40 protein-coding genes are annotated in these 26,258 nt (G+C 56.4%); 4 read left to right on the top strand and 36 right to left on the bottom strand.

All coding sequences use genetic code 11. The features are described 5' to 3' along the window. Positions 1 to 26: 26 nt before the first annotated feature. The 3 genes from PHF39_RS07195 to PHF39_RS07205 form a co-directional block, all read right to left on the bottom strand. Positions 27 to 725 (bottom strand): hypothetical protein, encoded by a 699-nt coding sequence (locus PHF39_RS07195; protein WP_300222267.1) that lies wholly within the window; start codon positions 723 to 725, stop codon positions 27 to 29. 109 nt (positions 726 to 834) lie between these two features. Then, complete coding sequence (locus PHF39_RS07200) at positions 835 to 1,290, bottom strand: hypothetical protein (RefSeq protein WP_300222270.1); 456 nt, start codon at positions 1,288 to 1,290, stop codon at positions 835 to 837. A gap of 150 nt (positions 1,291 to 1,440) precedes the next feature. Next, positions 1,441 to 2,019: a rubredoxin gene (locus PHF39_RS07205; protein WP_300222273.1), complete on the bottom strand. Its 579-nt coding sequence runs from the start codon at positions 2,017 to 2,019 to the stop codon at positions 1,441 to 1,443. 182 nt (positions 2,020 to 2,201) lie between these two features. Here PHF39_RS07205 and PHF39_RS07210 point away from each other — a divergent pair, with 182 nt between their 5' ends. Further along, positions 2,202 to 2,792, top strand: coding sequence for a MarC family protein (locus tag PHF39_RS07210; protein ID WP_300222276.1), 591 nt, complete (start codon positions 2,202 to 2,204; stop codon positions 2,790 to 2,792). Positions 2,793 to 2,817: 25 nt separating this feature from the next. On the opposite strand, the gene PHF39_RS07215 is transcribed toward PHF39_RS07210, so the two are convergent. The 30 genes from PHF39_RS07215 to PHF39_RS07360 form a co-directional block, all read right to left on the bottom strand. Continuing rightward, complete coding sequence (locus PHF39_RS07215) at positions 2,818 to 3,714, bottom strand: phosphatidylglycerol lysyltransferase domain-containing protein (protein WP_300222279.1); 897 nt, start codon at positions 3,712 to 3,714, stop codon at positions 2,818 to 2,820. Then, complete coding sequence (locus tag PHF39_RS07220; protein WP_300222282.1) at positions 3,714 to 4,145, bottom strand: GNAT family N-acetyltransferase; 432 nt, start codon at positions 4,143 to 4,145, stop codon at positions 3,714 to 3,716. Before PHF39_RS07220 ends, PHF39_RS07215 begins: the two co-directional genes overlap by 1 nt. A gap of 120 nt (positions 4,146 to 4,265) precedes the next feature. Beyond that, on the bottom strand, positions 4,266 to 4,802 hold the full coding sequence (cmk, locus tag PHF39_RS07225) for a (d)CMP kinase (protein WP_300222285.1): 537 nt from the start codon (positions 4,800 to 4,802) through the stop codon (positions 4,266 to 4,268). Beyond that, the gene (locus PHF39_RS07230; RefSeq protein WP_300222287.1) at positions 4,802 to 5,413 is read right to left on the bottom strand and encodes an EMC3/TMCO1 family protein; all 612 of its coding nucleotides are present in this window, start codon (positions 5,411 to 5,413) and stop codon (positions 4,802 to 4,804) included. Before PHF39_RS07230 ends, cmk begins: the two co-directional genes overlap by 1 nt. 4 nt (positions 5,414 to 5,417) lie before the next feature. Next, positions 5,418 to 5,990: an adenylate kinase gene (locus tag PHF39_RS07235; RefSeq protein WP_300222290.1), complete on the bottom strand. Its 573-nt coding sequence runs from the start codon at positions 5,988 to 5,990 to the stop codon at positions 5,418 to 5,420. A gap of 22 nt (positions 5,991 to 6,012) precedes the next feature. Next, on the bottom strand, positions 6,013 to 7,446 hold the full coding sequence (secY, locus tag PHF39_RS07240) for a preprotein translocase subunit SecY (RefSeq protein ID WP_300222293.1): 1,434 nt from the start codon (positions 7,444 to 7,446) through the stop codon (positions 6,013 to 6,015). A 26-nt stretch (positions 7,447 to 7,472) separates the two neighbouring features. Beyond that, the gene (locus PHF39_RS07245) at positions 7,473 to 7,904 is read right to left on the bottom strand and encodes an uL15 family ribosomal protein (protein WP_300222297.1); all 432 of its coding nucleotides are present in this window, start codon (positions 7,902 to 7,904) and stop codon (positions 7,473 to 7,475) included. Between the two features lie 5 nt (positions 7,905 to 7,909). Further along, the gene (locus PHF39_RS07250; protein WP_300222300.1) at positions 7,910 to 8,371 is read right to left on the bottom strand and encodes a 50S ribosomal protein L30; all 462 of its coding nucleotides are present in this window, start codon (positions 8,369 to 8,371) and stop codon (positions 7,910 to 7,912) included. Continuing rightward, entirely contained in the window at positions 8,372 to 8,989 is a 618-nt protein-coding gene (locus tag PHF39_RS07255) for a 30S ribosomal protein S5 (RefSeq protein WP_300222303.1), read from the bottom strand. It lies immediately after the preceding gene. Between the two features lies 1 nt (position 8,990). Continuing rightward, entirely contained in the window at positions 8,991 to 9,515 is a 525-nt protein-coding gene (locus PHF39_RS07260; protein ID WP_300222306.1) for a 50S ribosomal protein L18, read from the bottom strand. A 1-nt stretch (position 9,516) separates the two neighbouring features. Next, positions 9,517 to 9,969: a 50S ribosomal protein L19e gene (locus PHF39_RS07265; RefSeq protein WP_300222309.1), complete on the bottom strand. Its 453-nt coding sequence runs from the start codon at positions 9,967 to 9,969 to the stop codon at positions 9,517 to 9,519. After that, positions 9,962 to 10,657 carry a 50S ribosomal protein L32e gene (locus PHF39_RS07270; RefSeq protein ID WP_300222312.1) on the bottom strand — a complete coding sequence of 232 codons (696 nt, stop codon included), beginning with the start codon at positions 10,655 to 10,657 and terminating at the stop codon, positions 9,962 to 9,964. The genes PHF39_RS07265 and PHF39_RS07270 overlap by 8 nt, the downstream gene beginning before the upstream one ends. Before the next feature lie 5 nt (positions 10,658 to 10,662). Further along, entirely contained in the window at positions 10,663 to 11,187 is a 525-nt protein-coding gene (locus PHF39_RS07275; protein WP_300222315.1) for a 50S ribosomal protein L6, read from the bottom strand. 10 nt (positions 11,188 to 11,197) lie between these two features. After that, positions 11,198 to 11,590 carry a 30S ribosomal protein S8 gene (locus PHF39_RS07280; protein ID WP_300222317.1) on the bottom strand — a complete coding sequence of 131 codons (393 nt, stop codon included), beginning with the start codon at positions 11,588 to 11,590 and terminating at the stop codon, positions 11,198 to 11,200. Between the two features lie 14 nt (positions 11,591 to 11,604). Next, positions 11,605 to 11,760 carry a 30S ribosomal protein S14 gene (locus PHF39_RS07285; RefSeq protein ID WP_015286595.1) on the bottom strand — a complete coding sequence of 52 codons (156 nt, stop codon included), beginning with the start codon at positions 11,758 to 11,760 and terminating at the stop codon, positions 11,605 to 11,607. Beyond that, positions 11,760 to 12,266: a 50S ribosomal protein L5 gene (locus PHF39_RS07290; protein WP_300222322.1), complete on the bottom strand. Its 507-nt coding sequence runs from the start codon at positions 12,264 to 12,266 to the stop codon at positions 11,760 to 11,762. The genes PHF39_RS07285 and PHF39_RS07290 overlap by 1 nt, the downstream gene beginning before the upstream one ends. Next, on the bottom strand, positions 12,263 to 12,988 hold the full coding sequence (locus tag PHF39_RS07295; protein ID WP_300222325.1) for a 30S ribosomal protein S4e: 726 nt from the start codon (positions 12,986 to 12,988) through the stop codon (positions 12,263 to 12,265). The genes PHF39_RS07290 and PHF39_RS07295 overlap by 4 nt, the downstream gene beginning before the upstream one ends. Positions 12,989 to 12,991: 3 nt before the next feature. Beyond that, positions 12,992 to 13,354, bottom strand: coding sequence for a 50S ribosomal protein L24 (rplX, locus tag PHF39_RS07300; protein WP_300222327.1), 363 nt, complete (start codon positions 13,352 to 13,354; stop codon positions 12,992 to 12,994). 10 nt (positions 13,355 to 13,364) lie between these two features. After that, a complete protein-coding gene (locus tag PHF39_RS07305) occupies positions 13,365 to 13,763 on the bottom strand; it encodes a 50S ribosomal protein L14 (protein ID WP_300222330.1) in 399 nt (132 codons plus the stop codon). Next, positions 13,760 to 14,086, bottom strand: a complete 327-nt coding sequence (locus PHF39_RS07310) for a 30S ribosomal protein S17 (protein WP_300222333.1) — start codon at positions 14,084 to 14,086, stop codon at positions 13,760 to 13,762. The genes PHF39_RS07305 and PHF39_RS07310 overlap by 4 nt, the downstream gene beginning before the upstream one ends. Continuing rightward, entirely contained in the window at positions 14,086 to 14,370 is a 285-nt protein-coding gene (locus PHF39_RS07315; protein ID WP_300222336.1) for a ribonuclease P protein subunit, read from the bottom strand. The genes PHF39_RS07310 and PHF39_RS07315 overlap by 1 nt, the downstream gene beginning before the upstream one ends. Continuing rightward, complete coding sequence (gene rpmC, locus PHF39_RS07320) at positions 14,367 to 14,570, bottom strand: 50S ribosomal protein L29 (protein WP_292415974.1); 204 nt, start codon at positions 14,568 to 14,570, stop codon at positions 14,367 to 14,369. The genes PHF39_RS07315 and rpmC overlap by 4 nt, the downstream gene beginning before the upstream one ends. Continuing rightward, entirely contained in the window at positions 14,570 to 15,265 is a 696-nt protein-coding gene (locus tag PHF39_RS07325) for a 30S ribosomal protein S3 (protein ID WP_300222339.1), read from the bottom strand. Before PHF39_RS07325 ends, rpmC begins: the two co-directional genes overlap by 1 nt. Next, entirely contained in the window at positions 15,265 to 15,729 is a 465-nt protein-coding gene (locus PHF39_RS07330) for a 50S ribosomal protein L22 (protein WP_300222341.1), read from the bottom strand. Before PHF39_RS07330 ends, PHF39_RS07325 begins: the two co-directional genes overlap by 1 nt. Before the next feature lie 5 nt (positions 15,730 to 15,734). Beyond that, positions 15,735 to 16,154: a 30S ribosomal protein S19 gene (locus PHF39_RS07335; RefSeq protein ID WP_300222344.1), complete on the bottom strand. Its 420-nt coding sequence runs from the start codon at positions 16,152 to 16,154 to the stop codon at positions 15,735 to 15,737. Between the two features lie 7 nt (positions 16,155 to 16,161). Then, a complete protein-coding gene (locus tag PHF39_RS07340) occupies positions 16,162 to 16,878 on the bottom strand; it encodes a 50S ribosomal protein L2 (RefSeq protein ID WP_300222349.1) in 717 nt (238 codons plus the stop codon). A 10-nt stretch (positions 16,879 to 16,888) separates the two neighbouring features. Continuing rightward, a complete protein-coding gene (locus PHF39_RS07345; protein ID WP_292415964.1) occupies positions 16,889 to 17,137 on the bottom strand; it encodes a 50S ribosomal protein L23 in 249 nt (82 codons plus the stop codon). Then, the gene (gene rpl4p / locus PHF39_RS07350; RefSeq protein ID WP_300222353.1) at positions 17,138 to 17,884 is read right to left on the bottom strand and encodes a 50S ribosomal protein L4; all 747 of its coding nucleotides are present in this window, start codon (positions 17,882 to 17,884) and stop codon (positions 17,138 to 17,140) included. 6 nt (positions 17,885 to 17,890) lie between these two features. Beyond that, a complete protein-coding gene (locus tag PHF39_RS07355; protein ID WP_300222356.1) occupies positions 17,891 to 18,904 on the bottom strand; it encodes a 50S ribosomal protein L3 in 1,014 nt (337 codons plus the stop codon). Positions 18,905 to 19,537: 633 nt separating this feature from the next. Continuing rightward, the gene (locus PHF39_RS07360) at positions 19,538 to 19,942 is read right to left on the bottom strand and encodes a Tfx family DNA-binding protein (protein ID WP_015286610.1); all 405 of its coding nucleotides are present in this window, start codon (positions 19,940 to 19,942) and stop codon (positions 19,538 to 19,540) included. Positions 19,943 to 20,315: 373 nt separating this feature from the next. On the opposite strand from PHF39_RS07360, the gene PHF39_RS07365 reads away from it, so the two are divergent. Further along, the gene (locus tag PHF39_RS07365; protein WP_300222360.1) at positions 20,316 to 21,155 is read left to right on the top strand and encodes a F420-dependent methylenetetrahydromethanopterin dehydrogenase; all 840 of its coding nucleotides are present in this window, start codon (positions 20,316 to 20,318) and stop codon (positions 21,153 to 21,155) included. Here the strand turns inward: PHF39_RS07365 and PHF39_RS07370 are convergent. Beyond that, the gene (locus PHF39_RS07370; protein ID WP_300222363.1) at positions 21,152 to 22,099 is read right to left on the bottom strand and encodes a galactose-1-phosphate uridylyltransferase; all 948 of its coding nucleotides are present in this window, start codon (positions 22,097 to 22,099) and stop codon (positions 21,152 to 21,154) included. The genes PHF39_RS07365 and PHF39_RS07370 overlap by 4 nt on opposite strands. A 142-nt stretch (positions 22,100 to 22,241) precedes the next feature. Continuing rightward, positions 22,242 to 23,228: a 5,10-methylenetetrahydromethanopterin reductase gene (locus PHF39_RS07375; protein ID WP_300222367.1), complete on the bottom strand. Its 987-nt coding sequence runs from the start codon at positions 23,226 to 23,228 to the stop codon at positions 22,242 to 22,244. Between the two features lie 380 nt (positions 23,229 to 23,608). Between PHF39_RS07375 and PHF39_RS07380 the strand changes: the two genes are divergently transcribed. Then, positions 23,609 to 24,208: a hypothetical protein gene (locus PHF39_RS07380; protein ID WP_300222370.1), complete on the top strand. Its 600-nt coding sequence runs from the start codon at positions 23,609 to 23,611 to the stop codon at positions 24,206 to 24,208. Between the two features lie 12 nt (positions 24,209 to 24,220). Continuing rightward, positions 24,221 to 25,753: a hypothetical protein gene (locus tag PHF39_RS07385; protein ID WP_300222373.1), complete on the top strand. Its 1,533-nt coding sequence runs from the start codon at positions 24,221 to 24,223 to the stop codon at positions 25,751 to 25,753. Between the two features lies 1 nt (position 25,754). Here the strand turns inward: PHF39_RS07385 and PHF39_RS07390 are convergent. Next, positions 25,755 to 26,258 (bottom strand): DUF128 domain-containing protein (locus PHF39_RS07390; RefSeq protein ID WP_300222376.1); only part of this gene is annotated, 504 nt, incomplete at its 5' end.

Below are 26,258 nucleotides of genomic sequence, written 5' to 3' on the forward strand. Positions count from 1 at the left end.
TATTGTGGGGGATGCCTCACCGGCAGTTACCGGTTCTGCCGGCAGCGGGCATACAGCGCTCCTGCTGCAATTGCAGTGACCACGAGGAGCGGGGCAAGGGGCGACTTTGTCGCAGCCGGTGCAGGTGGCACGCTCGTCGTAACAACCGTTGTCTCAGGGATTGTCGTTACCGGTGGTGTTGTTGGCGGGACGGTGGTTGCTGTTGTCACAACGGTCGGATCATCATCCAGGAGGTTGAGCGTGTACTTCGCACCGGTACTGACCCGGTCCTTTGAGAGGGCTCCGTCCTTGAGGTACACGCTCAGCGTCTGGTAGCTGTGCCCTTCAAGGCTTGAGGCATCTGCCTGTGCATTGACTGCATACACAAAATAGGTCCCGGGATCGATCGTGCGCTCGAGTTTTGACGTGTCCCATTTAAACGACCAGGTCTGGTCGCTGGCAAGGTCAACCATCGTATTATATCCCTGGTCGGCCCGCTTGGTCGGGTCCGTCAGGGGCGCTCCGTTTGCCGGGAGACCGGGACCGGTCATGAACAGGTAAATGGTATCACCGGAATAGGAGATCCCGTGCAGAGCAATGGTCTCCCCGAGATAGCCTTCGTAATCCTCGCTGTAGCTGTACGCAGACGCAACGGGCATCACGGAGACGGCACAGAGAACCGTGAGCAGGAGCAGGGGGCGGCCCCATGCGGCCGGGTTTTGGGAAAACGATGTAATCGGTGCCATACAGAACAAAGTAAACCGCGGGGAGGTTTATAGATTTGTCCTGGCGGAATGGTGGCAGAGCCGGTGCTGGAAGTGCAGACACTAGAGGATCGAGAGGAGGGCCGGGGAATCAGTACAGCCGGTAGATGAAGTAGCCGTCCTGGATATTCTCTGCCTGGTCGTAATCGGCAAGAAGGTTCTTCCGGTTGCCGAAGGACAGCATCTTCTGTCGCAGGGTATCCATGCCGGCGGTGTTGTAGATGAGTGTTTTGAGCTCCTCGTTGACCCGGCGGATCTCCTTTGTCTTCATCTTCCCCAGCACGTCCGAGGGGTAGGCATCGATATCAAAATAGGCAAAGAGTGTTTCAAGGCAGATCAGCCAGAGCTTTTCCGATACCGCATGCTCTGCAGCCCGCGTCGCCTCCGAATCGGTGAGGACGAGGTAGGCCTCGTCATTGCCGTGGAAAAACGCCCGGAAACCGTAGAGGTTCCCTTTGGATTCCTGGAGAACCTCCTGGTCGACATGGAGAAAGGCTGCCAGTGCCTGCCGTTTCTGGAACATGGAAGGATCCTGTATGGTCTGCATCCGGTGTCTCCTCACCTGCCGTCGTTGTCTTTACAATGAAGGATGGATGTTTAAGATTATAAGTTCGTGCGTTTTTTTTAAAGATACTCTTCCGGTGGAGTGGATCACAGGAAGATGTCGGATGGCAGACAACAAAAAAGGTTCGGGAGTTCAGATCATCAGTGGTTCAAACCCGTTTTTCCGGACCTTGCCAAACAGGAGACTGATCTTGGGGTCAAGGGCACAGACCGGGCAGGTATAATCATCCGGGAGATCGTCGAATTTTGTCCCGGGTTTTATCCCGCGGTGCGGCTCCCCGCGCTTTTCGTCATAGACATAGTTGCACATGGAACAGAGGTAGCGTGTTGGCTTCCATTCCTCAAAGCCCCATTTCCCGATCTTCCCCTTTCCCTGCTGGCCGCAGATGGGACAGACATACGTGTCCGGCAGGTCTTCAAACGGCGTGCCCCGGGGGATGCCGTTATGGGGTTCTCCGATAAGCGGCGAGTAGACATACCCGCACAGCGTGCAGCAGTACCGGGTCACCTTTTGGGATTTCTTTCCTGCCGGTTTTTTCCCGGTACCTTTCACTGCCGGCTTCTTCCTGGCCGTTGTTGCCTTCGCTGCTGGTGCTCTTTTCCCTGCAACGGTTTTTTTCACTGCCCGTGCTGGGGATTTCTTCTTTGTCGCAACGGGTTTTGCAGCCTTCTTTGCAGCACCTTTCTTTACCGGTTTTACAGTCTTTGCCATGAGGGTTCACCCATGCAGTCCCGCCACCCCATCACGGGGAGCCGGGCCCGCCTTACTGGAACATGGCAGGCATGGATATTATAATTTATGGATGATGCAAGCCCCCGGCGTCGGGCCCGGCTAAGAGGATTACCACCCATGTTTATCCGCACGAAATGCGTATTATTCAGCTAAGAGCCACAATGGACGATATCTCCGGCATCCTCTACGCGTTTGCGACCCTGTTCATTATCCTGGACCCGCTCATTTCGGTGCCGATCTTCTCGGCGATGACCCGGGGGCAGTCACCGGCCGAGATCCACAAGCAGGCATTCATAGCCGTTGCGGTTGCCGGCAGCCTGATGTACCTCTTCCTTGTCTTCAACCAGGTCATCTTCGATATCCTCGGCCTCAGTATCCCCAGCTTCCAGATCGCGGGAGGGGTCCTCCTCTTCCTGCTCGGCATCCAGGAAGCCCTGGGCATCGAGCTGGGGCATTCCAAGGGACATGCCAAAAGTGCCGCAGGCGTTGTCATCGGGACGCCGCTTCTCTGCGGGCCGGGCGCTATCACAACCGTTATGCTCCTCTCGAAGGATTACGGATTTCTCATCCCCTTTGTCGCCATAACGCTCGCGCTCCTTGCAACCTGGATTATCCTCTATTATTCAGAACTGATCCAGCGGGTGCTTGGCGAGGTTGTCACGGACATCATGGGAAAAGTACTGGGCATGTTCCTTGCCGCTATTGCCGTAAACCTCATCAGCTCCGGTATCCTCAAACTGGCAGGAATCTGATTCTCTCTTCTTTTTGAATGACCAATCAGGAGTCGCGTTTCATCGAACAGACTTCCACCATGTGGTGCGGGTGGTAACGCATCTTGGCCTCGCGGAGACCCGGTACACCAAGGTCACTCTCGCGGTTGATATAGGTGAATTTTTTCGCGAGACGTGCAGCGGTTTCACTGTTGATTGCCTTGTAGATGCCATCGCAATCGGGAAGCCCTTTCTCGAAATGCACAAGAGCGGTATCGCCCGTCATGGGTTCGTACAGGGAAATGGCCCCGATCTTCGATGAGACCCGGATCGCAAGTCCCCTGAGCGCGAGGTCTTTCATGTGGTCGATGGCAAAAAAGACGGCTTCTTTCTCGTTTGCAAGGACCGGGTCCCCGCTCTCGCAGCCTTTCCATTCGCACCACTCGATCAGGAACCGCTTTACATCGTCCCAGTTGTTCTCCGAGATCGGTTCAACCGTGCTGGCACAGTTCTTCCGGAACTTGTTGAGCTGGCGCCGGATGGTGAGGTAATTTCCCCCGGGCAGTTCGGCAAGATCGGCTGCCTGGTACACGTACTCGAAATGGTTGCGGTCGGGCACAAGGTTGATTCCCGGGCAGACCTCGCGCATCCAAACGGCGGTGTCCGGATCAATCAAAACAATCGGTTCATTGTCGCTGACGTCAGACGCGAGCCGGATCAGGGATCGCAGGAGTGCCGGGTTCCGGGGGCCGATGGGGGGGCGGAACCGTGTCACGCCATCGATGGTGCTTGCAAGGATGAGGTTCTTCCCCACGTACGCGAAGGTATAGCCCGCGAAATGGTTCCAGCAGACCATGTTGGTGAACGTGTTGTCCGAGTGGCGCTGCGGGTAGACTGCGTAAAGCTTCCCGAAGAACGCCCGGTCTGCAAAGGTGACCGGCCGGAAGTCATCCTGCCGGAGCATCAGTGGCCTCCCTTCCACAGCAGGGGGACATGCCCCTCCATGCGATGGAATCCCAGCGGCCGGTAAAACATCTCGCTATCCGGTTCCGCAACAAGCCCGATCCAGGTGATCCCGGATTCCGTGCATTTCTGCACCAGGGTGGCAACGATCTCTTTTCCGATCCCCCTGTTCCGGCAGGACGGGAGGACCACGAGATCCTGGATATACCCGTCCGAGATCCCGTCCGAGATGACCCGCCCCATGCCAACGGCCTTCCCGGTCTGCTGGTCGATGGCAATGGCAAAAGCAAAACTCTTCTTTATCAGTTCCGGCAGGGATGCAGGATCGTAGTCATCCTTCCACCACCCGCCGGCCTGGTAGAGCTGGACAATCTCGTCAGGGTTCCAGTTTTCCACGAGACGGACGACAATGCCGTCATCCTGAGCAGTCATTCTTTCGTGTATAGTTACCGTGCTTTTTCCAGAAAAACTCTCTGGAGAAACCAGAACCATGAAAAAACACCTGTCCGGCAAGCAGATGCACGGATTGCCGAAAAGAACGATTTGCTTGTATTACTTGACCGGGTTCAGCCGGGCGATGGCGGTATCGATGATAGCGCCAAGGCCGTCAACATCCCAGTGTTCGGAGTTGAGGATGATATGATAGATCGAAAGATCGTTGATATCGATGTCATAATAGGAGCGATACCGGTCCGCTTCGCACTGCTCGCGCTCCAGCGTGAGGCCTTTTGCTGTCTCTTCATCCCCTACCTGGTCCCGGAACGCGATGCGCTTGATCCGGCACCCGATGGGGGCATAGATCCAGATCTTCAGGTCGGCATTGTCAACCATCCAGCCCGAGAGCCTTCCTTCGATAACGATATTGTCGCTTGCCTCGGCGATCTCTTTCTGGCGTGCGTCGATCATCTTGTCGTAGCTCGGATCATTCCGGGCAAGGTCCCCGAACCGGGCAAGCTCCATGTTATGCTCTTTTGCCAGCTGGCGGAAGACCTCCCCCGCCGAGATCATGGTAAACCCGTGACGCTCTGCAAGGTACCGTGAGAGGGAGGTTGTCCCGCTCCCGGGCAACCCGCTCACGGTGATCCGCATCAGACGCCCCCAATGTTGAGGGCCTTCCTGATGACCTGCGAGAGCGTGATGGAGCAGATCATGTACCAGAGAATCCAGGCCGGAATAATCCAGACAATTGCTGCATTCAGGTCAACGGTGCCGAAATAGGGCATCGTGATGGTCGCCGTTGTCTGCCCGAGCCGGTAGAGCAGCCAGAAGAAGATGGGGACCGAGAGGACGAGAATGTAGGTCATGGGCTTGAACTGCTGCTGGGACAATTCGAGCTGGTCCTTCATCATCCGGTCCTTCTTGGCATCCAGTTTCTTGATCTTCTTCTCGTCCTGAGAGAGCGTTGCTTCGCGGTACTCCTTCTGGAACTCCTTCATCCGCTCCTGCGACTCGGTCATCTTGTCATAATCGATCGTGTATTTCTGGACGATCGAAGAGTAGAGACCGGTGAGTGCCGACAGGATGATGATCAGGACATAGAACGGGATGCCGAACGTGACGAGCAGGGGGGCAAACAGGGTATCGATTGCCTGTCCGACCCCGACACGGAGCCACTCGACGGTGTAGGCCCACATCATGAGGAACATGAACCCGAAGGTGATCCAGAGGTTGTACTCGTCCCAGAACTTTTTGAAATTCATGGATTCACCGGAGAACGTCTGCCAGATCTGCTGCCGAACGTTCGAGCAGGAAATCCGCATTGGTGATGATTTTGATGGTACAGCCGGTCAGCATCGCGTATGCCGCTGCAATCGACCGGTTGAACTGCTGGTGCTCTGCGATTGAGCGCGATCCTTCCTTATCCCGGGACCGCGTCTCGTCAGTGAGCCTCCGCATGAGGATCTGGTCATCATCGGTCTCAACAAGCACAATGATATCGGGCATGATCTCGCGAAGGACCCATTCGGGAAGCCCGGCAAGATAGCCCTTGGGCGTCTTGACGGACGCGTGGGTATCGATCAGGACATTGCCCGAGATTTTGGCAATGGCCTGGCCGGCCTTCTGCTGGAGACGCTTCTGGACAGCGCGGTCCAGCGTGCGCATCTGGTCCCGGTCCTTGACGATATTGTCCGCCTTTGCAACCTCGAACATGAACGTGCCGAAGTTGAGGGACTGGTACTCGATGCCCTCGCTTTTCAGTTTCTTTAGTGCTTCGTTGACGACCGTGGTCTTCCCGACGCCGGGAACACCGGTGATGATAACCTTCTTTCCTTCCATCCTTGTCCCTTTCCTTGTTGAATCACTCTTTTCCAAAGAATGTCCGCATGAACGGGTACATCTCCATGATCTGCTGGCTTGCTATCTCTTCGTAGAGACGATAAGTGATACTCACCGCAAGCAAGAGACCGGTCCCGCTGACCGAGCCGATGACACCAAAGAGGTTTGCAACAACACTGAGCAAACCAATGAAGACACCACCGATGATCGTCACGCGGGGGATGTACCGGTCAAGGTACTTCTCGAGTACCTGCGGGTTCCGGCGGTAGCCGGGGATGGACATACCGGACATCTGGATCTGGCGGGCAACATCCTTGCTGTCAAGCCCGGCAGTCTTGATCCAGAAGAGCGCGAAGACCGCCCCTCCGACCACCATGAATGAGATATTGATGCCAAGACGTAATAGCACCTCCCATGGGGCGTGGCCGAGATCCGTTGTCCACCACATCCAGTCGGTCGGCCCGTTGATCGGGGCAAGGAAGTACATGATTCCGTCCTGCGGGGTGGAACCGCTGAACGTCCCGAGCGTCGTAATCCCGACATTCGAGAGGAACATCCCCACCATCTGGATGTTTGCCAGGATCACCATCACGAGGATCATCGGCAGGACGCTGGCATAGATGAGTTTTACCGGGAACCGTGCGCGTGCACCACGGATCTGTGCGTGGGCCAGCGGGATCTCGATCCGGGTGGATTCCACGTACACGATGACAAGGAAGATGGCGATGGTGGTGACGAAGGCGAGCATGTCGGAACCGAAATAGGCAAGGTAATTCCCGCCGTCAAGGCCGATGGCGACAAGGCGGGGGAAGAAACCAACCGGGTACTGGTCCTGGATGCTGGCCCAGCTGATGAAACCGTTGACGAGCGCCTGGGAGATACCGGCAATGATGAAGAGACCGACACCGGAACCGATACCCCATTTGGTCACCACTTCATCCATGAGGAAGATGAGGACACCGCCGATACAGATCTGGATGAAGATGAGGAGAGATACTGCAAAGAGGTTGCCGCCAAAGAACTGGCTTGCGATGATCGCATCGGGCTGCATGAATCCCCCGATGATATTCGGGGCGGCCTCGATAACGATCATGACCATGATGAGCATCTTCTGGAGACCCATGTACATGACCTGCCCGCGCGTATCGCTCGTGTCGATGTGCAGGATGTCTGCACCTTTTAAGAGCTGGAGCACGATGGATGCCGTGACGATCGGCCCGATACCGAGGTGGACGATCGAACCGCTTGCCCCGGCAAGGAGTGCACGGTAGGCAGCGAGAAGGTCCGCACTGTCCGGGGACAGTCCGAAGACCGGGATGTTCGTGAGGACAAAATACAGGACTAAGATTCCCACAGTCCAGATCAGTTTGTTTTTGAAATGGACGTGGCCCTCCGGGCTCTTGACTGCGGGCATCGCAGCGAGCAGGGGTTCCATTCGATCCAGCAGGTCTCCCATGGTTTCACCAAAAAAATACTATTGTGTTATTCTACAACCTGGGCTTTCCCGCCCATCTTTTCAATCTTTGCTTTCGCAATTTCAGAGAAGGCCGCTGCGGAGACGTTGATCTTCTGCGTGACCTTTCCGCTGCCGAGGACTTTTTCGATCCCCATATCAGCGGTGTTGATCACGATCGCATCCCCTTCCTTTTTGGCGATTCCCTGCGCAAGGAGCGAGGGCACGATCTGGTCCAGCGCGCCGACGTCAATGGTAGTAACGTCGACAGCAGTCTGGTTGCAGAAGCCGTCCTTGCCAAATACCGGGCCTCCCATCTCCTTGTACCACCTGACAAAGTGGTGGGCGTTGATGCCGGCACGCCCCCGGCCGCCGCGGTTTCCTGCGCCGCGCCGGTTCTTGTGAGTGCCGCCACCGCATGTCCGCGAGCCGCGGAATTTTGAACGCTTGTTGGTTGGCATCCTTTTCACCTCATCTTATAGAGGAGAGTATTGATCTCCTGCCCATAATAGCCAAGCGCTCCTCCCTGGGGGAAGGTACGTTTGGTGGTCTTGTATCCCTTGCGCGGGGGGTGCAGGCGCAGCACGGGCTTTAAGCCCGGCATGTCGCGCAGCTTTGTCTCCCCGCTGGCAAGTGCCTTTGCAAAGTCTGCAATGCCGCCATAGGTCGAGTTGGACTTGACATACTCGTCCGTGAGCGGGGCATCGCCGATGACCCTGCCGCGGGTCTGGAGAAGGGTCTCGACCGTTGCTGCGTCCACTTCACCAAAGGCCACGTAGTCCTTGACTTTCCGGATCATGCCGAGGTTCTCGGGAGTGTCCGGGATGAGGACGCAGTGGTTGATGTGGTGCAGGCGGAGCATCTTTAAGGTGTCCTTGATGTCCTGGCGGGTCTTTACCACGCCGCGGACCTGAACGACGGCGTACATTTACTGTACCCTCCCGGTCCTGATCTTATTCGTGGCCCTGAGTGCGTCAAAGGTGGCCTTAGCAAAGTTGATGGTTGTGCGGGTCTGTCCGCGTGCAAAGGTCCAGGCATCCTTGATGCCGGCGAGTTCGAGTACCTTCTTGCTGATGTCACCAGTGACAAGCCCGATACCCTGCGGTGCGGGCTTGAGGGTGACCTTGACGCTGCCGGCAACCCCGGTGACCTGCATCGGGATTGAATGGGCTGCATTGCAGCCGCATTCCCAGCTGCCACAGCCACGGCGGACCTTGACGAGGTTCATCTTTGCCTTGACAATCGCCTTCTTGATGGCATCGCCGACCTGGACGTCCTTGCCCTGGCCAAAGCCGATGTACCCGTTGCGGTTGCCGACAATGACAACGGCGCGGAACTGGACACGGCGGCCCGAGTCAGTCATGCGCTGCATCATGGAGATGTCGAGGACCTGGTCCTCGAGGTCAGGGAGGAAATAATCAACGATCTGGGGTTCCTTGATGGGCCTTCCGCTCTCAAGGACCTGATCGATGCTTTTTATCTCGCCTGCGGCAACGAGCTTGCCAAGACCGGTGACCGGCTGCCATTCTTCTCGTTCGTATGCCATGTTATGCCATCTCCTTCTTTATGGCTGCTGCCACCTGTTCAACGATCGCGACGATATCGCCGGCATTCTTGTTGTATGCCGCGATGTGCGCACCCTTGAGCCGGTCTTCCGAGGGGAGGATGTCCTCACCGTAGGGGATATCGAGACCGGCGTCCACAGCACCCTTCAGGGCTGCAAAGACGCGGGCGCCCGGGGTTGCCCGGTTGAGCCCGATGTCGAGGATCGCGCTGTCCTGCTGGGCCTTCTTTGCCTTGACGGCAAAGAGCATGCCCGTGAGGTATGCCGCGGGGGTGTTCGAGGTCGATCCCTTGTATCCGTATTGCTCGAGTTCTTTCGAGTTTGCAGCTACGAGGGTACGGTCGCCGTCCATCTCAGCCGTGACGAGCTGCACAATGATGTGCCGGTTTGTCTTCCTGACGACCATCCGGGGTACGTCTGCGACGACAAGCCGCGTCCGCTGGTAGTAATCGGTTTTGCCTTCCCGCCGTCTCCGGAAGGGGACAAAATACCGTGATCCTGTTGCCATGTTACTTCATCCTCCCTGCGAGGATCTCCATCTGCGCCTTCATGTGCGCAACGCTCCTGAACTGTCCGCCGGCCGCTTTCCGGTAAAGGATGCGGTACATGTGCCGGTCGATTGTACCGGCTGCGCGGAGTTCAACGAGCACTTTCCTGATCGCGCGGATCTTCTGGACCCATGCGGTCTTGCTGGGATTGCGGGCACCTGCCGCACCCTTTCTCCTGCCTGCGCCTTTCCGGTGGCCGTAGGATCGCTGCGCAATCCGTGCGCGTGCACGGCCGCGGCTGACACCCTTCTTCTGGCGTGCCTTGATAACGCCCTCGGTGATGAGGCCCTTTAAGTCCTCGCGCGAGATGGCGTTCTCGATGTCAGAGATGCGGGTCGGATCGAACCAGACACGGTTGATACCGCACTTCAGGATCGCCGCTGCAATGCGTTTCTGGCCTGCAACGTCACTCATTCTTCTTCACCCCGGACTTTGCAGGCTTCTTGGCAGGTGCCTTCTTCTCGGGCTTTGCCCCGGCAGGTTTTTCTGACTTGGGCTTTGCAGCAGGCTTCTTTGCCGGTGCTGCCTTCTCCTCTGCCTTGGGCTTTGCTGCTGCTTTCTTGGCAGGTGCCTTCTTCTCTTCAGCCTTCGGTGCCGGCTGCTCCTTCTTAGCTTCCTTCTTTACAGGGGCCTTTGCCTTGGATGCCGCGGGCTTCTTCTCTTCCTTCTTTTTGCCTGCGTCCTTAGCGTCTTCCTTCTTGGCCGGGGCCTTCTTTGCCTTGGCCTTCACTGTGCGGGCGTTAAGCACCTTAAGACCGGCAGCAAGTGCTGCTTCCTGGAGGGCAACACGTTTTTTGTCGCCGACAGTTGCAGAGATCCTGACTGCCTGGGTCTTGGGATCGAGTCCCTCGAGTTCCTTTGCCGTGGAGACAAGAACCTCAAAGAATCCGCTCGGGTGCATGCCGCGTACGGCTACAGGGCTGCCGAAGCCAGGCTTGGGCAGGGCGCCCTTTGCCTTCTTCTGCTTCCTCTGCTTGTTGTGCAGGCCGCGGGGCTTTCTCCAGGAGTCGGAGAGCTGGCGTTTCTTGCCGTATCCGTCGCGCTTGAAGCTTGCGCCTTTCTCAACGCGTACCCGGATTAACCGTTTCACTTCTGTTGCCATTTCCTTCAACCCCTCTGGACCATGTAAATGCCATCCTGGAAGACACGCGGATCGCGGTTGCGGATGTGGGTCGCATGCTCGATATTGGCAGCGGAGTTGCCGACCAGTTCGCGGTCGATGCCGGTGAGGATGATCTCATCGTTTGCAACCTTTGCCGTGACACCATTGTCGATGCGTGCATACCGTGCCTTCTTTTCGCCAAGGAAGTTGGCGATCTCAAGCTTGCTGCCCTGGACCTTGAGCTGGATGGGGAAGTGGCTGTACACCACTTTCATGCGGTATTCGAAGCCCTCGCTGACGCCGCGGACCATGTTCTTGGTGTGCGCCTCAAGGGTGCCGACCATCGAGGTGATCTCTTTTCTTTTGGATTCCGTGGCGATGGTGACTTCCTTGCCGTCACAGGTTACCGTGACCTGGGGAAAGCGGACATTCCTCGCCAGTTGTCCCTTGGGACCGGTGATTGTAAGCCGGGTACCTTCAAGCTGTGCTTTGACGCCGTCGGGAATTGTTACCTTACGTGCTGCTGTCATCGTCACACCTCTAGTACACGTACCCGAGCAGTTCGCCACCGATGCCCTCTTTCCTGGCCTGCTCGTGGGACATAACGCCACGGGAGGTCGAGAGCATCAGGAGACCGAAGTTCTTGCCGGGGAGGTATTGCTTCTCCCAGTATTCCATCTCGTCCAGCTGGACGGAGAACCGCGGGGTGATGGCACCGCAGCGGTTGATCCTGCCGTTTAAGGTGACCTTGAGCTGTCCACCCCTGCCATCCTCGATGAACTCGAAACCGCCGATATACCCGGCGTCCTGCATAATGCGAAGCATCGCGCCGAGGAGCTTGCTTGCGGGTTCGATAACGCATACGGACTTGCCGGTGTCACCTGCATTTTTCAGGGTACACATTCCGTCTGCAATGGTATTTGTTCGTGACATTCCTGCTCAACTCCTCAGCTCATTTTCTTAAAGCCCATCTTCTGGGCCCACTCGCGGAAACACTGCCTGCAGAACATGATGTGGTACCTGCGAACAAGCCCCTGCTTGCGGCCGCACATCTTGCACTCGTTTGCACCGCGGCCGTAGACTTTCTTTCTTTCTCCAGCCATTACCGCACCTCTGCCTGGTATTTTTCCTTGAGGAACGCGATCGCATCCTGCTTGCTGACACGCTGCTTTGCCGGGAGTTTCTTCTGCGCCATCCGCCTGCGGGTGATCCGTATGCCTCTGCGTTCGAGCACAACATTGACATCCATGCCGTAGATACCGATCTGCGGGTCATAGGACTGTCCGGGGAAGTCCGTGTGCTCCTCGATACCGAATGAGAAGTTACCGCTCTTGTCGAACTGGCTCTCGAAGATCGTCTTCTGGACGATGGTAAGCGCAGTTGCGATGAAATCGCGGGCGGGCTGACCGCGGAGGGTGACCTTGCAGCCGATAGGCATGCCTTTCCTGACGGAAAAGGCCGGCTGGGTCTTCTTGGCAATGCTCCGGATCGGCGTCTGCTTCGTGATCGCCTTCATGATGTTCTCGGCTTTCACGAGCTTGTCGCCGGCCTCGCCGACACCCATGTGGACAACAACCTTGTCGATGTAGATATCACGCATCGCGGTCATTCTTCATGCCCCCATTTCGCTATCGCGGGCGTCTGTTTTCCTACCATGTAGATGTACGGTGCGATCGTGTCGAACTTGGTTCCGGTCTTCTCGTCCTGGAGGATGATCTTGTTCGGGACGGAGCCGGGCATCTTGACGATGTCGACGATCCGTGCGACATTCCCGGAGTGCTTGCCCCCGATAATCATCGCCATGTTGCCAACAACGAAGGGGAAGTGGTCAACAATCTTGAACCGGGTCTCGGGCTCAAGCGAGACAACAACGGAATCGCCCGACTTGTAAGTGTTATCCGCAAGGATGTTCGCACCGTCGCGGAAGTTCAGCTGGACCTTGCCACCGGTAATGGTGGTCTTGTTTTTGACCTTGCAGAGGCGGGTCTTGGCTGCTTCGGAATCTACTTCGACCGATACATGCCGGCCGTTTTTATCGCGAAGGATACGGTAGTACTTGTTGGTCTTCGGCAGGGCAATGATATCAAAGATGCCGATACCCATCTTGGGGTCACGGCAGGGCCGCCCGTTGATGATGACATCCTTCTGGCCGAGGATCTGCTTGACCTCTTTCATGTTCCGTGCAAGCTTCATGTGGTCACGGAGCCAGACGGCAATCGGCATCGCGTTCGCGTTGTGCGGGCCGGGTGCGGTCTTGGTGATGAACTTGTTGGCCTTCTTGGCAATGTGCCAGGATTCCGGTGCGTTGAGTCGCTTCAGGTGATCTGACATGGTTTAGGCCTCCCCGAGTTTTTCAACGCGGCGCTTGTCATCAAGCTTGAGCTTGGTCAGCTGGACGTTGGAGGGGTCGATTGCGCGGGGCACTTCGGTCCCATCTGCCTTGGTTGATGAAACGCCGTGGACGATGATCTTTGATGTTACCGTGTCCACTCCATCAACAACGCCTTCGCTTCCCGCAAAGTCACCGCGGGTCACCTTGACGGTGTCACCCTTGGTGACGCGCAGCGTCTTCTTCTTGTACTGCTCTTTCAGTGCATCTGAAAGCGGTGCATTGAGGAACTTGGTCCTCACGTGAGAGGGTGCCGTGTAGCGTGCCTTCCTCTGTTTTCTCGGCTGTTCGCTTGCAATTCTTGCCATCGTGCACACCTCAGACAATGATTGTTGCCATGGAGCCGAGCTTCGGGAAGCGCTCCGCAACTTCGCGGGCCACCGGTCCCTTGATCTCGGTCCCCTTCGGCTCGTTCTTTTCGTCAACAACTACGACAGCGTTGTCATCGAATGAAACGCGTATGCCGCTGGGCCTGCGCATCTCCTTCTTCGCGCGGATGACGACCGCACGCACCAGTTTCCGGCGCATGTCGGGCGTGCCCTTCTGGACGCTGGCTGTACAGAGATCGCCAAGGCCCAGCTTGGGCTGGCGGCGCCTGACACCGTGGTACCCGAAGACCGAGATGATCTGGACTGTCCTTGCACCGGTGTTATCGGCACAGGCAAGCCTCGTCCCGGTCGCGAGCGACCTCGGCGTCTTGGACTGCTTTGCCTTCATGGCTTCTGCACCTCCACGACGACAAATGTTGTGCTCTTCGACAGCGGCCTGCATTCGGCGATCTTCACCATGTCCCCAACCTTTGCCCCGATACAGGCAGGGTTGTGGGCATGGAGCTTCGAGCTTCGCTTTTCATACCGCTTGTATTTGCGGACGTAGTGCATGTAGTTCCGTGCAACTACGACCGTCCCCATCATGCGGTCGCTCACGACTTTACCGGTGATCACCTGGCCGCGCACCGGTAAAGTGCCGTGAAACGGACAATTAACGTCCTTGCATTCCTGCTGTGGTGCAGGGACGTCCAATCCAATGTTAAGTGCCATTATGGTATCCTCTTCTTTTCGTGCAGGTTGATCCTCTTCTCAGGAGCCAGAACCATCACGGAACCGTCTATCTCAACAATTTCCCCACCTTGAAGGCGCACCCGGAATATGCTGTGCATCTTTTGAATGCGCCGCACCCCTTTTTGGGTCTCGATCACGAGCAGGTTCTTTGTCTCATCGATGACGCGGCCGGAAAGTCCTCTCTGGTCTGGATTTGCAGCTCCTGATACCAGAATGTCCATCCCGATCAGTTCATGACGGAGGACATTCTGGGGAGTGATCATGCAGTTCTCCTGCGGTTCTGCTCGGTCATCATGCGGGCAATGGTGCGCCGGAGTTCGCGGATGTGACCGGGATTCTCGGTCGCACCGCCGGCACTGACCTTGCCGTAGTGCTGGACGAGCTCCATCCGGAGCTTGCCCATGTTTTCCTGCAGTTCCACGTCAGAGAACTGCTTGACATCCTTGGCCCTGAATAGTGCCATTACTGTTCCTCCGCGAATTCCTCATCGGGAAGTGCCGGCTCTTCTGTATCGGCATCGCTGACCGGAGTTACACTGGCATTCTGGGCGGGTCGCTTCTTCTCCTGTTCGATAACGGAGAAGTGGTCGGGCAATTTCGCGCCAGCCGGGACCAGCTTGACCTGGACGCCGATAACTCCGAGTTTCTTGACGGCCACCGCGTAGCCCTTCTCGACAATCGTGTTGCTCGGCTCACCACAGTGCTTGATGTACCCTTCGGTGAACTTCTGGGTGCGTGCACGGGCACCGGTGAGTTTGCCGGCAATGACGACTTCGCAGCCAAGCGCACCCGATTCCATGACTCTGCGCATGATGCTGGTTCCGGCCTTCCGGAAGTACCAGCCGCGCTCGAGAGCGTTGGCGAGCCTTTCGGCCATGATCTGGGCGTTGAAGCTGGGATTGTTGACCTGCTGGACCTCGATCTGCGGGGATTCGATATCGTAACTCTGGGCAAGGTCCTGGGTGAGCTGGTGGACCAGCTTGCCGCCCTTACCGATGACGATACCGGGCTTCTCGGCAAAGATCGTGACCTGGGTCCCGAGGGGGGTGCGGGCGATATCCATACCGCCATAGCCTGCACGTTTCAGTTCCTTGGACAGGTACTTCTCGACACGGGCCTTCCTGACACCCTCGGTGATGAATTTTCTCTCTACTGCCATTATGCCACCTCGCGGACGATGATCTCGAGGTTCACGGACTCGCGAACCTTGGGGGTTGCCCTTCCCATTGCGCGGGGGAAATATGCCTTCTGGGCACGGCCGCGGTTTGCGGTTGCGTGGATGATCTCGAGGTTTTCCGGGTCGAGACCGACATATTCCGCATTCTTCTTGACCGATTCAAGGAGCCGGATATATTCTTTGGAGGCCTTGACGGGGTAGCGTCCTGCATCCCAGTTGCCGGGAAGGCCACGCTTGTGCGCAACGTTCCGGTTGAAGTACCGGAACGGCACGGCCTTTTTGAGCCTGACAACATCGTTCAGGTACGCGATTACGTCGTTGACCTTCTTGTTCCGGATAAACCCGGCAATCTCGATCGAGTGTTTGGGAGACATGTTCAGCTCGTTGGCCTTGGCCCGCGCAACATTGTCGCCTTTTGTTTTATTGGAATAATCAATGCGTGCCATGACCATCACTTCAGCGGAACATACTTGCTGCCTCTGGTTGCACCGATACCGGCGCTTCCGTGAGTAACCCTCTTCCTTGTCAGGGCGAATTCCCCGATGTAGCGGAAGACCGCCTCGGGCTGGAACTCTACCCTGACAAACTCCTTGCCATTGTAGATCTCGATGGTCTTCCCGATCATCTCGGGCATGACGATCATCTCGCGGAGGTGAGTCCGGATCTTCTCGTCGCCATCGCGGATCTTCGCGAGGAGGGTTTCTTCACCGCGGGAGAATCCGCGGGTAATCTTGCGGCGCGGACGGGCGGGCATCAGGGGGAGGAGTTCGGAGATCCCCATCGCCTTGAGCTCGTCGATCTTGTAGCCGCGATAGGTGAACTCCTCACGCCGTCTTGGCATTCTTTTCTGAGTCTTCTTTGGTGCTGCCATTTACCCATCACTTCCTGCTCTTACCTGTCTTGCGTGCTGCAATGTGTCCGACAGTCCTTCCGGGGGATGTACCGCGTGCAATGGTCTTCGGGCGGCCGGGGTGCTGGTGTCCACCGCCACCGAACGGGTGGTCGATGACGTTCATAGCGACACCACGGACGCGGGGCCAGGTGGCTGCGGTGTTGTGCATCTTGTGGTACTTGTTGCCTGCCTTGACGAACGGCTTCTCGACGCGGCCGCCACCGGCTACAATGCCGATGGTTGCCCGGCAGCGTGCATTGAACCATTTCGTCTTGCCGCTGGGCATCCGGATGCCGACGCGGTCCTCGGCCTTGTCAACAACAACGGCCTGAACCCCGGTTGAGCGGACAAACTTGCCGCCATCGTTCGGGCGTGCCTCGATGTTGCAGATGTAGGTACCGGTCGGGATGTTTGCGAGCGTGAGCGTGTTGCCGTTCCTGATTTCCCCGGTTGCGGCCCAGGTCACGACGTCCCCGAGGCCAAGGCCTTCGGTAACAAGCATGTAGACCTTCTTTCCGTCTTCGAGTTTTACGAGGGCGATCGGTCCGTTCCGTGCCGGGTCGTGCTCGATGTCGATGACTGTCCCGGTGATCTTCTGCGTGTCGTCGCCGATGTGCTTCAGTTCAGCCTTGTACCGGTGGGATGGTGCACGGTATGTCGGGCCTCCCCTTCCGCGGGCTTGTGTGGTGATTCGATGTCCCATGATTCCCACCTTACATTATTCCGAGCCGGCTGAGGATCTCCTCGGCGGCCTTCTCGTTCTCAAAGCTCACGATTGCCTTCTTCTGGCCGTGGGTGTTCATGAGCGTCCGAACGCTCTTAACCTTCTGGCCAAAGGACTTCTCGATCTCGCGTTTGACGTCGTCCTTGGTTGCCTCACGGGTTACAAGGAACTGGAGTTTGCTCTGGTTCTCTAAGAGGACCATCGCCTTTTCCGTGACAAACGGGTACTTGAGGGTCATTTACCTTCCCTCCAGGCGGGTCAGTGCTGCCTCGGTCCAGACCGTCAGGCGACCTGCCTGCATGCCGGGTGCGAGGTGCTCGACATTCAGCTGGTCGACCGTGACAACGTCGACACCGGAGAGGTTCCGGGCTGCGGTGAGCGGCTTGTCCGCGGTGACGATTAAGAGGCTCTTCCTCTGCTTGAACCGGCGGCCACGCATCTTGCCTCTCCCTGCCTTGACTTTCCTGCTGTCCTTTGCCCGCTCAATATCGTTGTAGATACCGATTGCGGTGAGAGCGGAAATGACATCCTTGGTCTGGCCAAGCGTCTCGAACTTGTCCTCGAAAACTACCGGGACTGCACCTTCAAAGACGTGTCCACGGCTCCTGAGGAGCTCGGCGCTGATGCTTGCGGCAACCGCTGACCGGAATGCCTTCTGTTTCTCTTTCTGGTTGATCTCCTTGACTAGGACCTTCTCTACCTTCGGGGGGTGTGCTTCACGCCCGCCCTTTGCCTGCGGGACCTTTGCTGCGCGGGACCCGTTCCTGATACGGGGGACGTGGGATGAACCGCGACCGCTTCCCCAACCGACTGCTGACGAGCAGATGCCTGCATACGGGTATGTCCCGTGGGGCTGCCTGCGGGTGCTCTGGAGCGCCATGACCGCTTTCTTGATCAGATCGGGGCGGTAATCCTCGGAGAAGATTGCCGGGAGTTCGATGTCCTTTGCGACACCGCCATCAATTGACTTAACCTGTGCTTTCATCTCTGATCATCCCTGCTTGCTCTGGACGCTCACATACTGGATTGTCGGCATCCTGACGACATGTTCACCCTGACGGATTGCAGGCCTGATACGGATCAGCCGCTTGACCGGGCCGGGGATGGACCCCTTGACGAGCACGTACGGGTTCTTGAGCACACCGTAGTGGAGGAATCCACCGGCGGGGGTGATCTCGCTTGCGTTCTCGCTGACCTTGAGGATACGCTTGTTGAACTCGGTGCGCTGCTGGTACCCCAGCTGACCGATCTGCGGGACTTCCCAGCGGATGTGGTGCGGGTTCCAGGGTCCAAGGGTACCGACATGGCGCTTCTTGCCGCCGACCGCGTGCTTGCGCTTGCGCAGTGCAACGCCCCAGCGCTTGACGGCGCCCTGGGTGCCCTTACCGGTGGTGATTGCGGTGATGTCTGCATAGGCACCGGTCTGGATGACGTTGTTTAACCCGACTTCCTTGCCGAGGAGTCCCTGCGCAAACTCGAAGAGTTTCTTGATGTCTGCACCGCCGACCTTGATCTCCATGAGGTCGGGGACTTTCTTCGGTACACCGGACATTGATGCCGGCTGGGTGTAGGCGAGGGCATAGATCTCGGCAACCTTGCCTGCTGCAACGGCGTCCGAGAATTTCTTTACAGCTGCCTCCCGGTCGTATTCTCCGGGCAGGTTGATCCTTCGTCCGAGGACGCTGTCGAGCTGTTCTGCCCAGAGTTCGGTGAACGCGTGTTTGCCGTAGGTGTCCTTGCTGTAGGCGCGGATCGCTGCTACCTTCATGGCGGGGACTTCGATGACCGTGACGGGGACCATGATCTCCTTGCCCTCGGTCGGGCTGCTCTTGTGGTCGTCCACCATGACAACGTGCGTCATACCCACTTTATATCCGGCAAATCCCTGGAGGATCGGTGCTCCCTCGACTGAGGGCCACGACTGGTATTTCGGGATGTGGCTCTTTGCGCGCTTTCTCGGGCTGAATGCAAGAGAGCCACGGCGTGGTCTGTTGATTTTTGGCATGTATTAATCCATCCTGACTTTTGCGTGTAGGTTGTTCTCATTGCGACACGTTTGAGAGATTCATCCGAGACTCTCCGGAGACCTTATGCAGGTTCCGGATGCCAACACGCGACGGGAGAAAACGACGGGCCAGGCAGATCAGGGGATCCTTTTTGGATACGCTGCACTGCTGACTGCGGACGAATTTCACCCGTATCGGATTTGCGCAGGGGATACAATCCCGCCGCTCTGCCGGTGTGCACCAGCATTCCTGTCTCGCGAAAGAAGATCCTGACAATGGCGCATCCCCATGGTTTCATGAGGAGGGGGCTCGTTGCACGAACGTTCGCCCATGCGCCTGATCAGACCCACTCTGTCAGCTTGTTGTGACGAATCACAACTCCTTCTCGGTATACCCCCGTTGTTACACGGGGATCCACCAATCAAGGTTTTCCCACGGCAGGACATTCGCTCCAGTGTCCGGATGCATGGTCCCGCCGTTCCCGGACCGGACATACCCCCGTCGGGGGAATGTGCAGATCCGGGGAGGATAACCTCCTATCGGCTTCCATAATTATTGTAGAAAATAGCATATAAATATATGCCAGTATTTCAGGAGAGGGGTACCATCAATGACAGGCATGTCACCTGTTGTTACCCGAAATATAACTCTCCCTGGTCGGTTATATAGACGATGATATCTTCACAGACAACCCGGGCCTTGCAGGCCTGTGCCCGGGACTCGCGCAGCCGGTTGATGAGGGAGATGGTATCGTATTTTACCTTGATATTGATCTTCTCGGCTTCCCCGAAGATGATGGACGGGACATTGAAGAGATCGGTGCCGGACGGGATCGTACAGAGATGCGTTGCGTCGAGCGTGTACAGGAATTCGAGTGTCTCCTTTGCCCGGCGGATATTCTCCATCGCACTCTTCTCGATCGTGCAGACATTGGCCTTCGAAGTTGAGATGATGTCAGCAATCTGCTGCTGGGTCAGTCCCTGCTTGCGGTATCTGAGTACCTCCATCTGGCGTTCAGTAAGCAGTCCGTCCTTCATAGTAACACCTTCACAACCGTAACTTAAACACTTTTCGTTAACTTTGCCCGGATCCATGAGAAAACACGGGGGATCATGCCGGGGAAATTCCCCCAACTCAACGGATCCGGTAACCGCGCTGAAATCAAAGACATAAGATCGCTGCCCAGCCTTAAGGCAGACTTACGTTTCGTGCGACCGAACCCAGAGATCCGGGCTCCGATTCAGGCTCCGGCCCCATGGATACGGGCGATATCCAGTTCCTGCTCCGGTTCCTTCCTGTGCGCCAATCACCTCCGGAATACCTGTTTTACGACGAGAGAGGACATTTCAAAATGTTTATATGAATACCGGGTCATAATAACGTGTTATAACATTTTCGAGGTGAAAATACATGGTTGTTAAAGTAGGCGTTGCAAAACTCGGCAACATTGCAAGTGGTGTAATGGCAGAGCTCCTCCTCGATGAGAGAGCAGACCGTGAAGATATGCAGACATTCATGGCGACCAGCGGAACCAAACTCCAGCCGGAGGATATCGACCGCGTTGTCTCCAACATGAAGGCATGGAAACCCGACTTCTGTATCGTGGTCTCCCCCAATGGCGTTCTCCCCGGCCCCACCGGTGCCCGTGAGGAACTGGCAAAGGCCGGCATCCCGTGCATCGTCATCACCGACGACGTTACGACCAAGAAGGAATGGGAAGGCATCAAGACGAGCTCGTTCGGCTACATCATCATGAAGGCAGACTCCATGATCGGTGCACGCCGCGAATTCCTCGACCCCATCGAGATGGCTGACTTCAACGGCAACCTCGTCAAGGTCCTTGCAGGCACCGGCGCTTTCCGCAAGCTGCAGGTAGCAGTCGACAAGGTCATCGACCAGGTCAAGGCAGGCAAGAAGGGTGCAGAACTCGAGCTCCCCAAGATCGTCATGACCACCGACAAGGCAGTTGACGGCGAGTTCACCAACAACTATGCACTCGCAAAGGCCCGCGCCGCCCACGAGATCGCCATGGCAGTTGCAGGCCAGAACGTCAAGGGCTGCTTCATGACCAAGGAATGGGAGAAGTACATCCCGATCGTTGCAAGCGCTCACGAGATGATGAAGGTTGCAGCAGCTCTCTGTGACCAGGCACGCGAGATCGAGAAGGCAGGCGACACAGTTCTCCGCCAGGCACACAAGAAGGATGGCGTGCTTGTCAGGAAGAACAAGCTCGTTGCAAAATTCGATTAATCTTTTTCCTTTTTTTGGTTCCGGTACAGTTCTCCCATATCTTCCGGGAGCGTCATGATTATCGGTTCGAAGTGCATCCGTTCCATGAAAGCAGAGTCGCTCATGGATGACGGGTTGGGATTGATCCGGGAGATGAGCGAACAGAATGCATGGAAGCCGCGTTTCGAACCGGCTTTGTCGAAAAAGATGGACATATTAAAGGCAGTTGTCCCAAGGTTCCGGTAGAATTCAAGTACATCCACGATCCCGGCTGCCAAAAGATCGATATACGGGATGGTTTCTTCAAGCGTTGCAACGGGAAGAATTCCGCGGACTTCCCGTTCCCCGCAGGGAACAGCATGGGCAGACCAGGCAATTTCATCACCGAAGAGATACCGGCCTGACTTTTTTTCACCATCGGTCAGTACATCCCAGTATTCCTTTCCTGTACGTTCGCGATATTTAAAACCGGCATAGAAATACCGCTCGACAATATGGGGGGGGCGGGCATCACACAGTCCCTGCATGTGCGGGTGGACAAGGCTTGCACCGGCTGACGGGAGGAAATTCATATTGATGCTGGGATAGCCATCATATCGTACCAGTGCTTCAATTTGTCCCGTTAATGCATCGATAACCTGCTGCCTGCTGAATCTCTCCACCCGGTGTGCTTTCGTGATCACGGTGACAACATGTCCCGTCCCGAAAGGAAACATGTTCGGGAAGGTGACACTCTCGTTATGAAGGATCCGTTTTCCGTCAGGGAAGAAGGGGGTGACGGAAAAAATCCGTTCAGGACAAAACGGGCAGTCACCATCATCTTCCGGAAGCGTGAATGGATGGACAATATGCCGTTTCGAGCGGTCCGGGTTGATCCGGCACCGGAAACCGGTATAAGTCTCCTCACGGTACTGGATAATCCCTTTTTGAGTATCCACATCCGTGATGGAGAACATATCTTTCATATTACTATGTTCAGCTGCATCAGATAGTCATTTGCACAGTGGTTCTCAGACGAAAAACATTCCTGAAAAAAGAAAAAAAGATTTTCTGCCAAGGCACCATCGCCGCTTTCGGTTGTATGGGGGCAGATATTGTGCTTTGTCCTTATACAACGTGCTTGCCGAGCAGGCGGATGGAGTTGGTCATGTCGGGACCAAGGGGTGAACCGAAGATGATCTGGGTGACGCCTGCCTTGGTGAGGTCTTCGCACTTCTGCTTGACCATCTCAGGGGTGCCTGCAATGGTGAAGGCGTCGATCTCTTTGTCTCCGACGAGTTCCCCAACGCTCTTGAAGTCGAACTTTGCAAGGGCTGCCTTGATCTTGGCAACATTCGCGAGGTCGAGTCCGTGGCGGGTGAGGAGGGGTTCGGGAGAGCCGGCTGCAATGAATGCTGCAACGATCTTTGCTGCATTGCGTGCCTTCTTCTCGCTCTGGTCAATGGACATGGCGGTGTATGCGCCGACATCGAAGTTCTTCTTGCCAACAGCTTCACATGCCTTCTTGATGATCGGGATTGCAGCGGCAAAGTCCTTGGGGTTGGACGCGTTGATGAGTGCACCGTCACCGACCTTGCCGGCGAGCTCGAGGACCTTGGGGCCCTGTGCACCGATGTACACCGGGATTCCCTTCTTGCCGGGGAGCGTGACACCAGTCAGCTTTGCACCGTCGTAGTCAAAGAACTTCATGCCGGACTTGTTGACCTGTTCACCGGCAACAAGCTTGCGGATCTGGGCAACTGCTTCCTCAAGGCGGCCGACCGGCTTCTCGGGGTTGATTGCCAGCTTCGGGAGGGTCGAGAGGTCGCCGGGTCCGATACCGAGGACTGCACGGCCGTCAGAGATCTCGTTGAGGGTGCAGGCAAAGGATGCCATTGCCGCGGGGGTGTCGGTAAAGGCGTTCATGATACCCGGACCCATCTTCAGGGTCGTGGTTGCCTGCGCAATGGCTGCGAGGGTGGGGTAGCAGTGGCGGTTGTTGTAGTGGTTGGTGATCCATGCGAAATCAATGTCTTTGGATTCAGCAAGTTTACAGAAGTTAACAACTTGCTTTACATTGACATTACCAGGTACGAATTCAATTCCATATGTCAAGGTATGTTCACCTCATTTGTGTATTACCGTGCACGCATTTAAATAAATTATGATTTTACGTTGACAGGAACCGGTTATCCGCCCGCAAAAACCGCAATCTGGCGTTTATTCCAGTTTTCTGGCCACTTTTTCCGGTAAAACGGGTGTGATCGCATCAGGCTATCCCGGATCAGGAGCCATTTGGGGGATTTCTGCGTTTACCAAGCAGTCATTCCAATGTCCAGTGCCTGATTACAAGTACCAACCGGGATCATTGTCGTAATTTATATGCAACAAAGACATATTTCCCCGGGATGAATTATTCCCGGGAAACGTGAGGCCCTGCGGGATAATCTGTCTGTTCACAAGGATTGGATGAGAAGAGAGAACGGTATCAGTCTATGCGAATAGTGGCACTAGGACTTGGGGGGGCGGGATGCAGGATCGTGGACAGCCTGTATGCCATCGACCGGAAGAGCAGCAGGATTGCCTGTGTCGAAGGACTGGTTGCAGATGTGGACGAAGCCACCTTACAACAACTCCTTGCACTCCCTGATTCACAGAAACTGCACTATCCCCCGTTCGATCCCATGAACCCGGAGGCTCCGGCAGAAGGAGGGGCAACCGCCACCATCGACATAGACGAGATTGTCTCACGGGTCCACAATTTTGAGACCGGCGAGAACGATGCACTTCTCATCTGTTGCGGGCTGGGGGGGCAGATGACGGGGGTTCTCCCGCATGTCATTGCCGGGCTTCGGTCCACCATCGTTGAACCAATCTTCGGCCTTGTCACCCTCCCCTGCCTTGCCGAGGGCGAGAGAAAGTCCGCGAAAGCCGCCGATGACATCGATATCCTCTCATCCCTTCTCGACGGGATGATCGTCTTTGACAACGAGACGTGGTACAAAAAGACACGTCCTAAAGCACAGGCACTGCTCGAAACAAAGAAGGAGAAAGGCCTTGCCCAGATACTGGGGATCGGCAGGCAGGAACCGTAACTGTCCCCGGAAATGATGACCTACCATCTCCTCAACGAAGCCATTGTCCGAAGGATCAGCCTGATCTTAAAAGCCGGGGAATTCAGGGCTGACGGGGGCATTGATCTGGCGGAGGTTGTGCTGGATTCCGGCGAAGTGCTCAACACCATGAAAGACGGGGGATTCATCACCATCGGGTATGCCGTGGAGCATCTCCCCAGTAATCCCCTTGCATTCCTTTCCCATCTCAGGCCGTCAGGACCGTTCAACGAAGAGGGAAAAAAACGGGCATCCCGGATTGTCGAGCTGGCCAAACAGGCGATCTATCATGAGGTCTCAACCCCGTGCGATATGACGAGCGCCCACAAGGCTCTCGTCCTCATTGCCGGTCCCTCGCACGAGCTCTCGATGCAGGGATTCATGACCGTAAGAAAATGGATCGACCGGAGCATCCGCGGCCTTGAGACACGGTCCGGGGATTACCCGGTCATGAACACAAAGAACGTTGCCATCATTGTCATGCTCTCGGGCCTCGAAAATATCCCCCGCATCAGCGAACTTAAGGAGATCCGTGAACAGCTCAGGGCCGGCCCGGTACGAAGGGCGGTACCGGAGAGCGGAGAACAGGGGATGACACGCGTCCAGGAAAATGCCGGATCGCTCCGGGATGAGATGATTGTCCTCCCACAGCAGATGCAACGGGTCCCGGAAGCTCCGCAGACGGATCGTGTTCACACCCGTGCACCGGAAGAGATCCTGCAACCAAAACAACAACCGCCGGCCCGGTCTACGGCCCCACGTCCTTCCACGCTTCAGCAAGTGCACCTTGAAAAGCCCCGGTCAGATCAAACCAGATCCGTACGTGATCATGATTCAGGGAAACCAATGCCACCATACAAGGCCCCTGCACAAGAAGAGGAGATCCCATCAGGGAAAATTGTTACTCAACAGCCATTATCCCCTGCCGGTACAACCGATCATTCTGTTCCTGCGAGGGAAGAAACTCCTGTTCCCCATTCCCACGAACATGCCCGCCAGCGGATCGAGCGGGAGTTGCAGCGGCAGCGCATGATGGCACTTTCAGGGAAACCGTTGATGAAAGATGGCAGTGCCGCACCATCCTCCCCAACGGAGCCATCAGCCGCAGTGAGGACAAAACGTGTTGTCGTCGCCCAGGCCCCACCGGCGGAGACCCGGGAACCGGTATCCCGCTCCCCAACAGAGGGGATTCTCGAAGCCAGTGTAAAGAAGACGGTAATAATCCGGAAGAGGGGCCCTGCTAATCCGGAACAAGAGAAAACGCAAAACGAGCCGCTGGAACCCGTACAGGTTCCTGCTGAAGAAGACGAACCGGTGATGCTGAAAGAACAGGAATTCCGGGCAAAAGACACCGTTTTCCAGGGGAAACTTGTCACCGACACTTCGGTGCCCAAAGCACGGGATGGTTCCCTCATTCATACGAGCCTGAAACCAAAAAAAGCAGCCCCGCATGAGGACGACGAATCCTCTGGCGAACGGCAACAGGGTAAAAAGGGAAAAAAGCCTGACGATATCTCCTGGATCTGAATCAGTTCTTTTCAAGAATTTTCGAGAACCGGATAGTACCGGCACCGATCTCGGTCTTTATCGGGATGCCGTGCTCGACCGTGTTCCCGATATAATTCAGCCCGCTGAACGCAACAACCGAGAGCCGGTAGGGGTTCGGGGGCAGGTTGAGTACCTGGTTCCCCATCATTACCGGAAAGACAAAACCACAGGAGTTCATCTGGTGAATCGTCTCCTCGGCCCGGGATTGTGCTGCACAGGGGATTTCGCGTACATTGGCAAGGGCAATGCCACTCTTCGATCGCGCAAACGATGAGATAGAGGTCAGGTGAGCGGAAATAAACAGTTCAAGGGGATCGATCGTGGTCCCCCGGTAGCCAATAAGATCTAGGAACTGCCGGGGGGCCCCGTTCTCGATCTCGAGCCTCCCGCCATATGCCATCCTGACCGGTATTCCCTGGCGCTGGAAGACACCGTCCATCGAAATGCTGCAGATGGTGATGAACCCGGTATGATTGTGGGGGAT

The sequence above is a fragment of the Methanoregula sp. genome (genome assembly GCF_028712425.1).
Classification (GTDB): Archaea; Halobacteriota; Methanomicrobia; order Methanomicrobiales; family Methanospirillaceae; genus Methanoregula.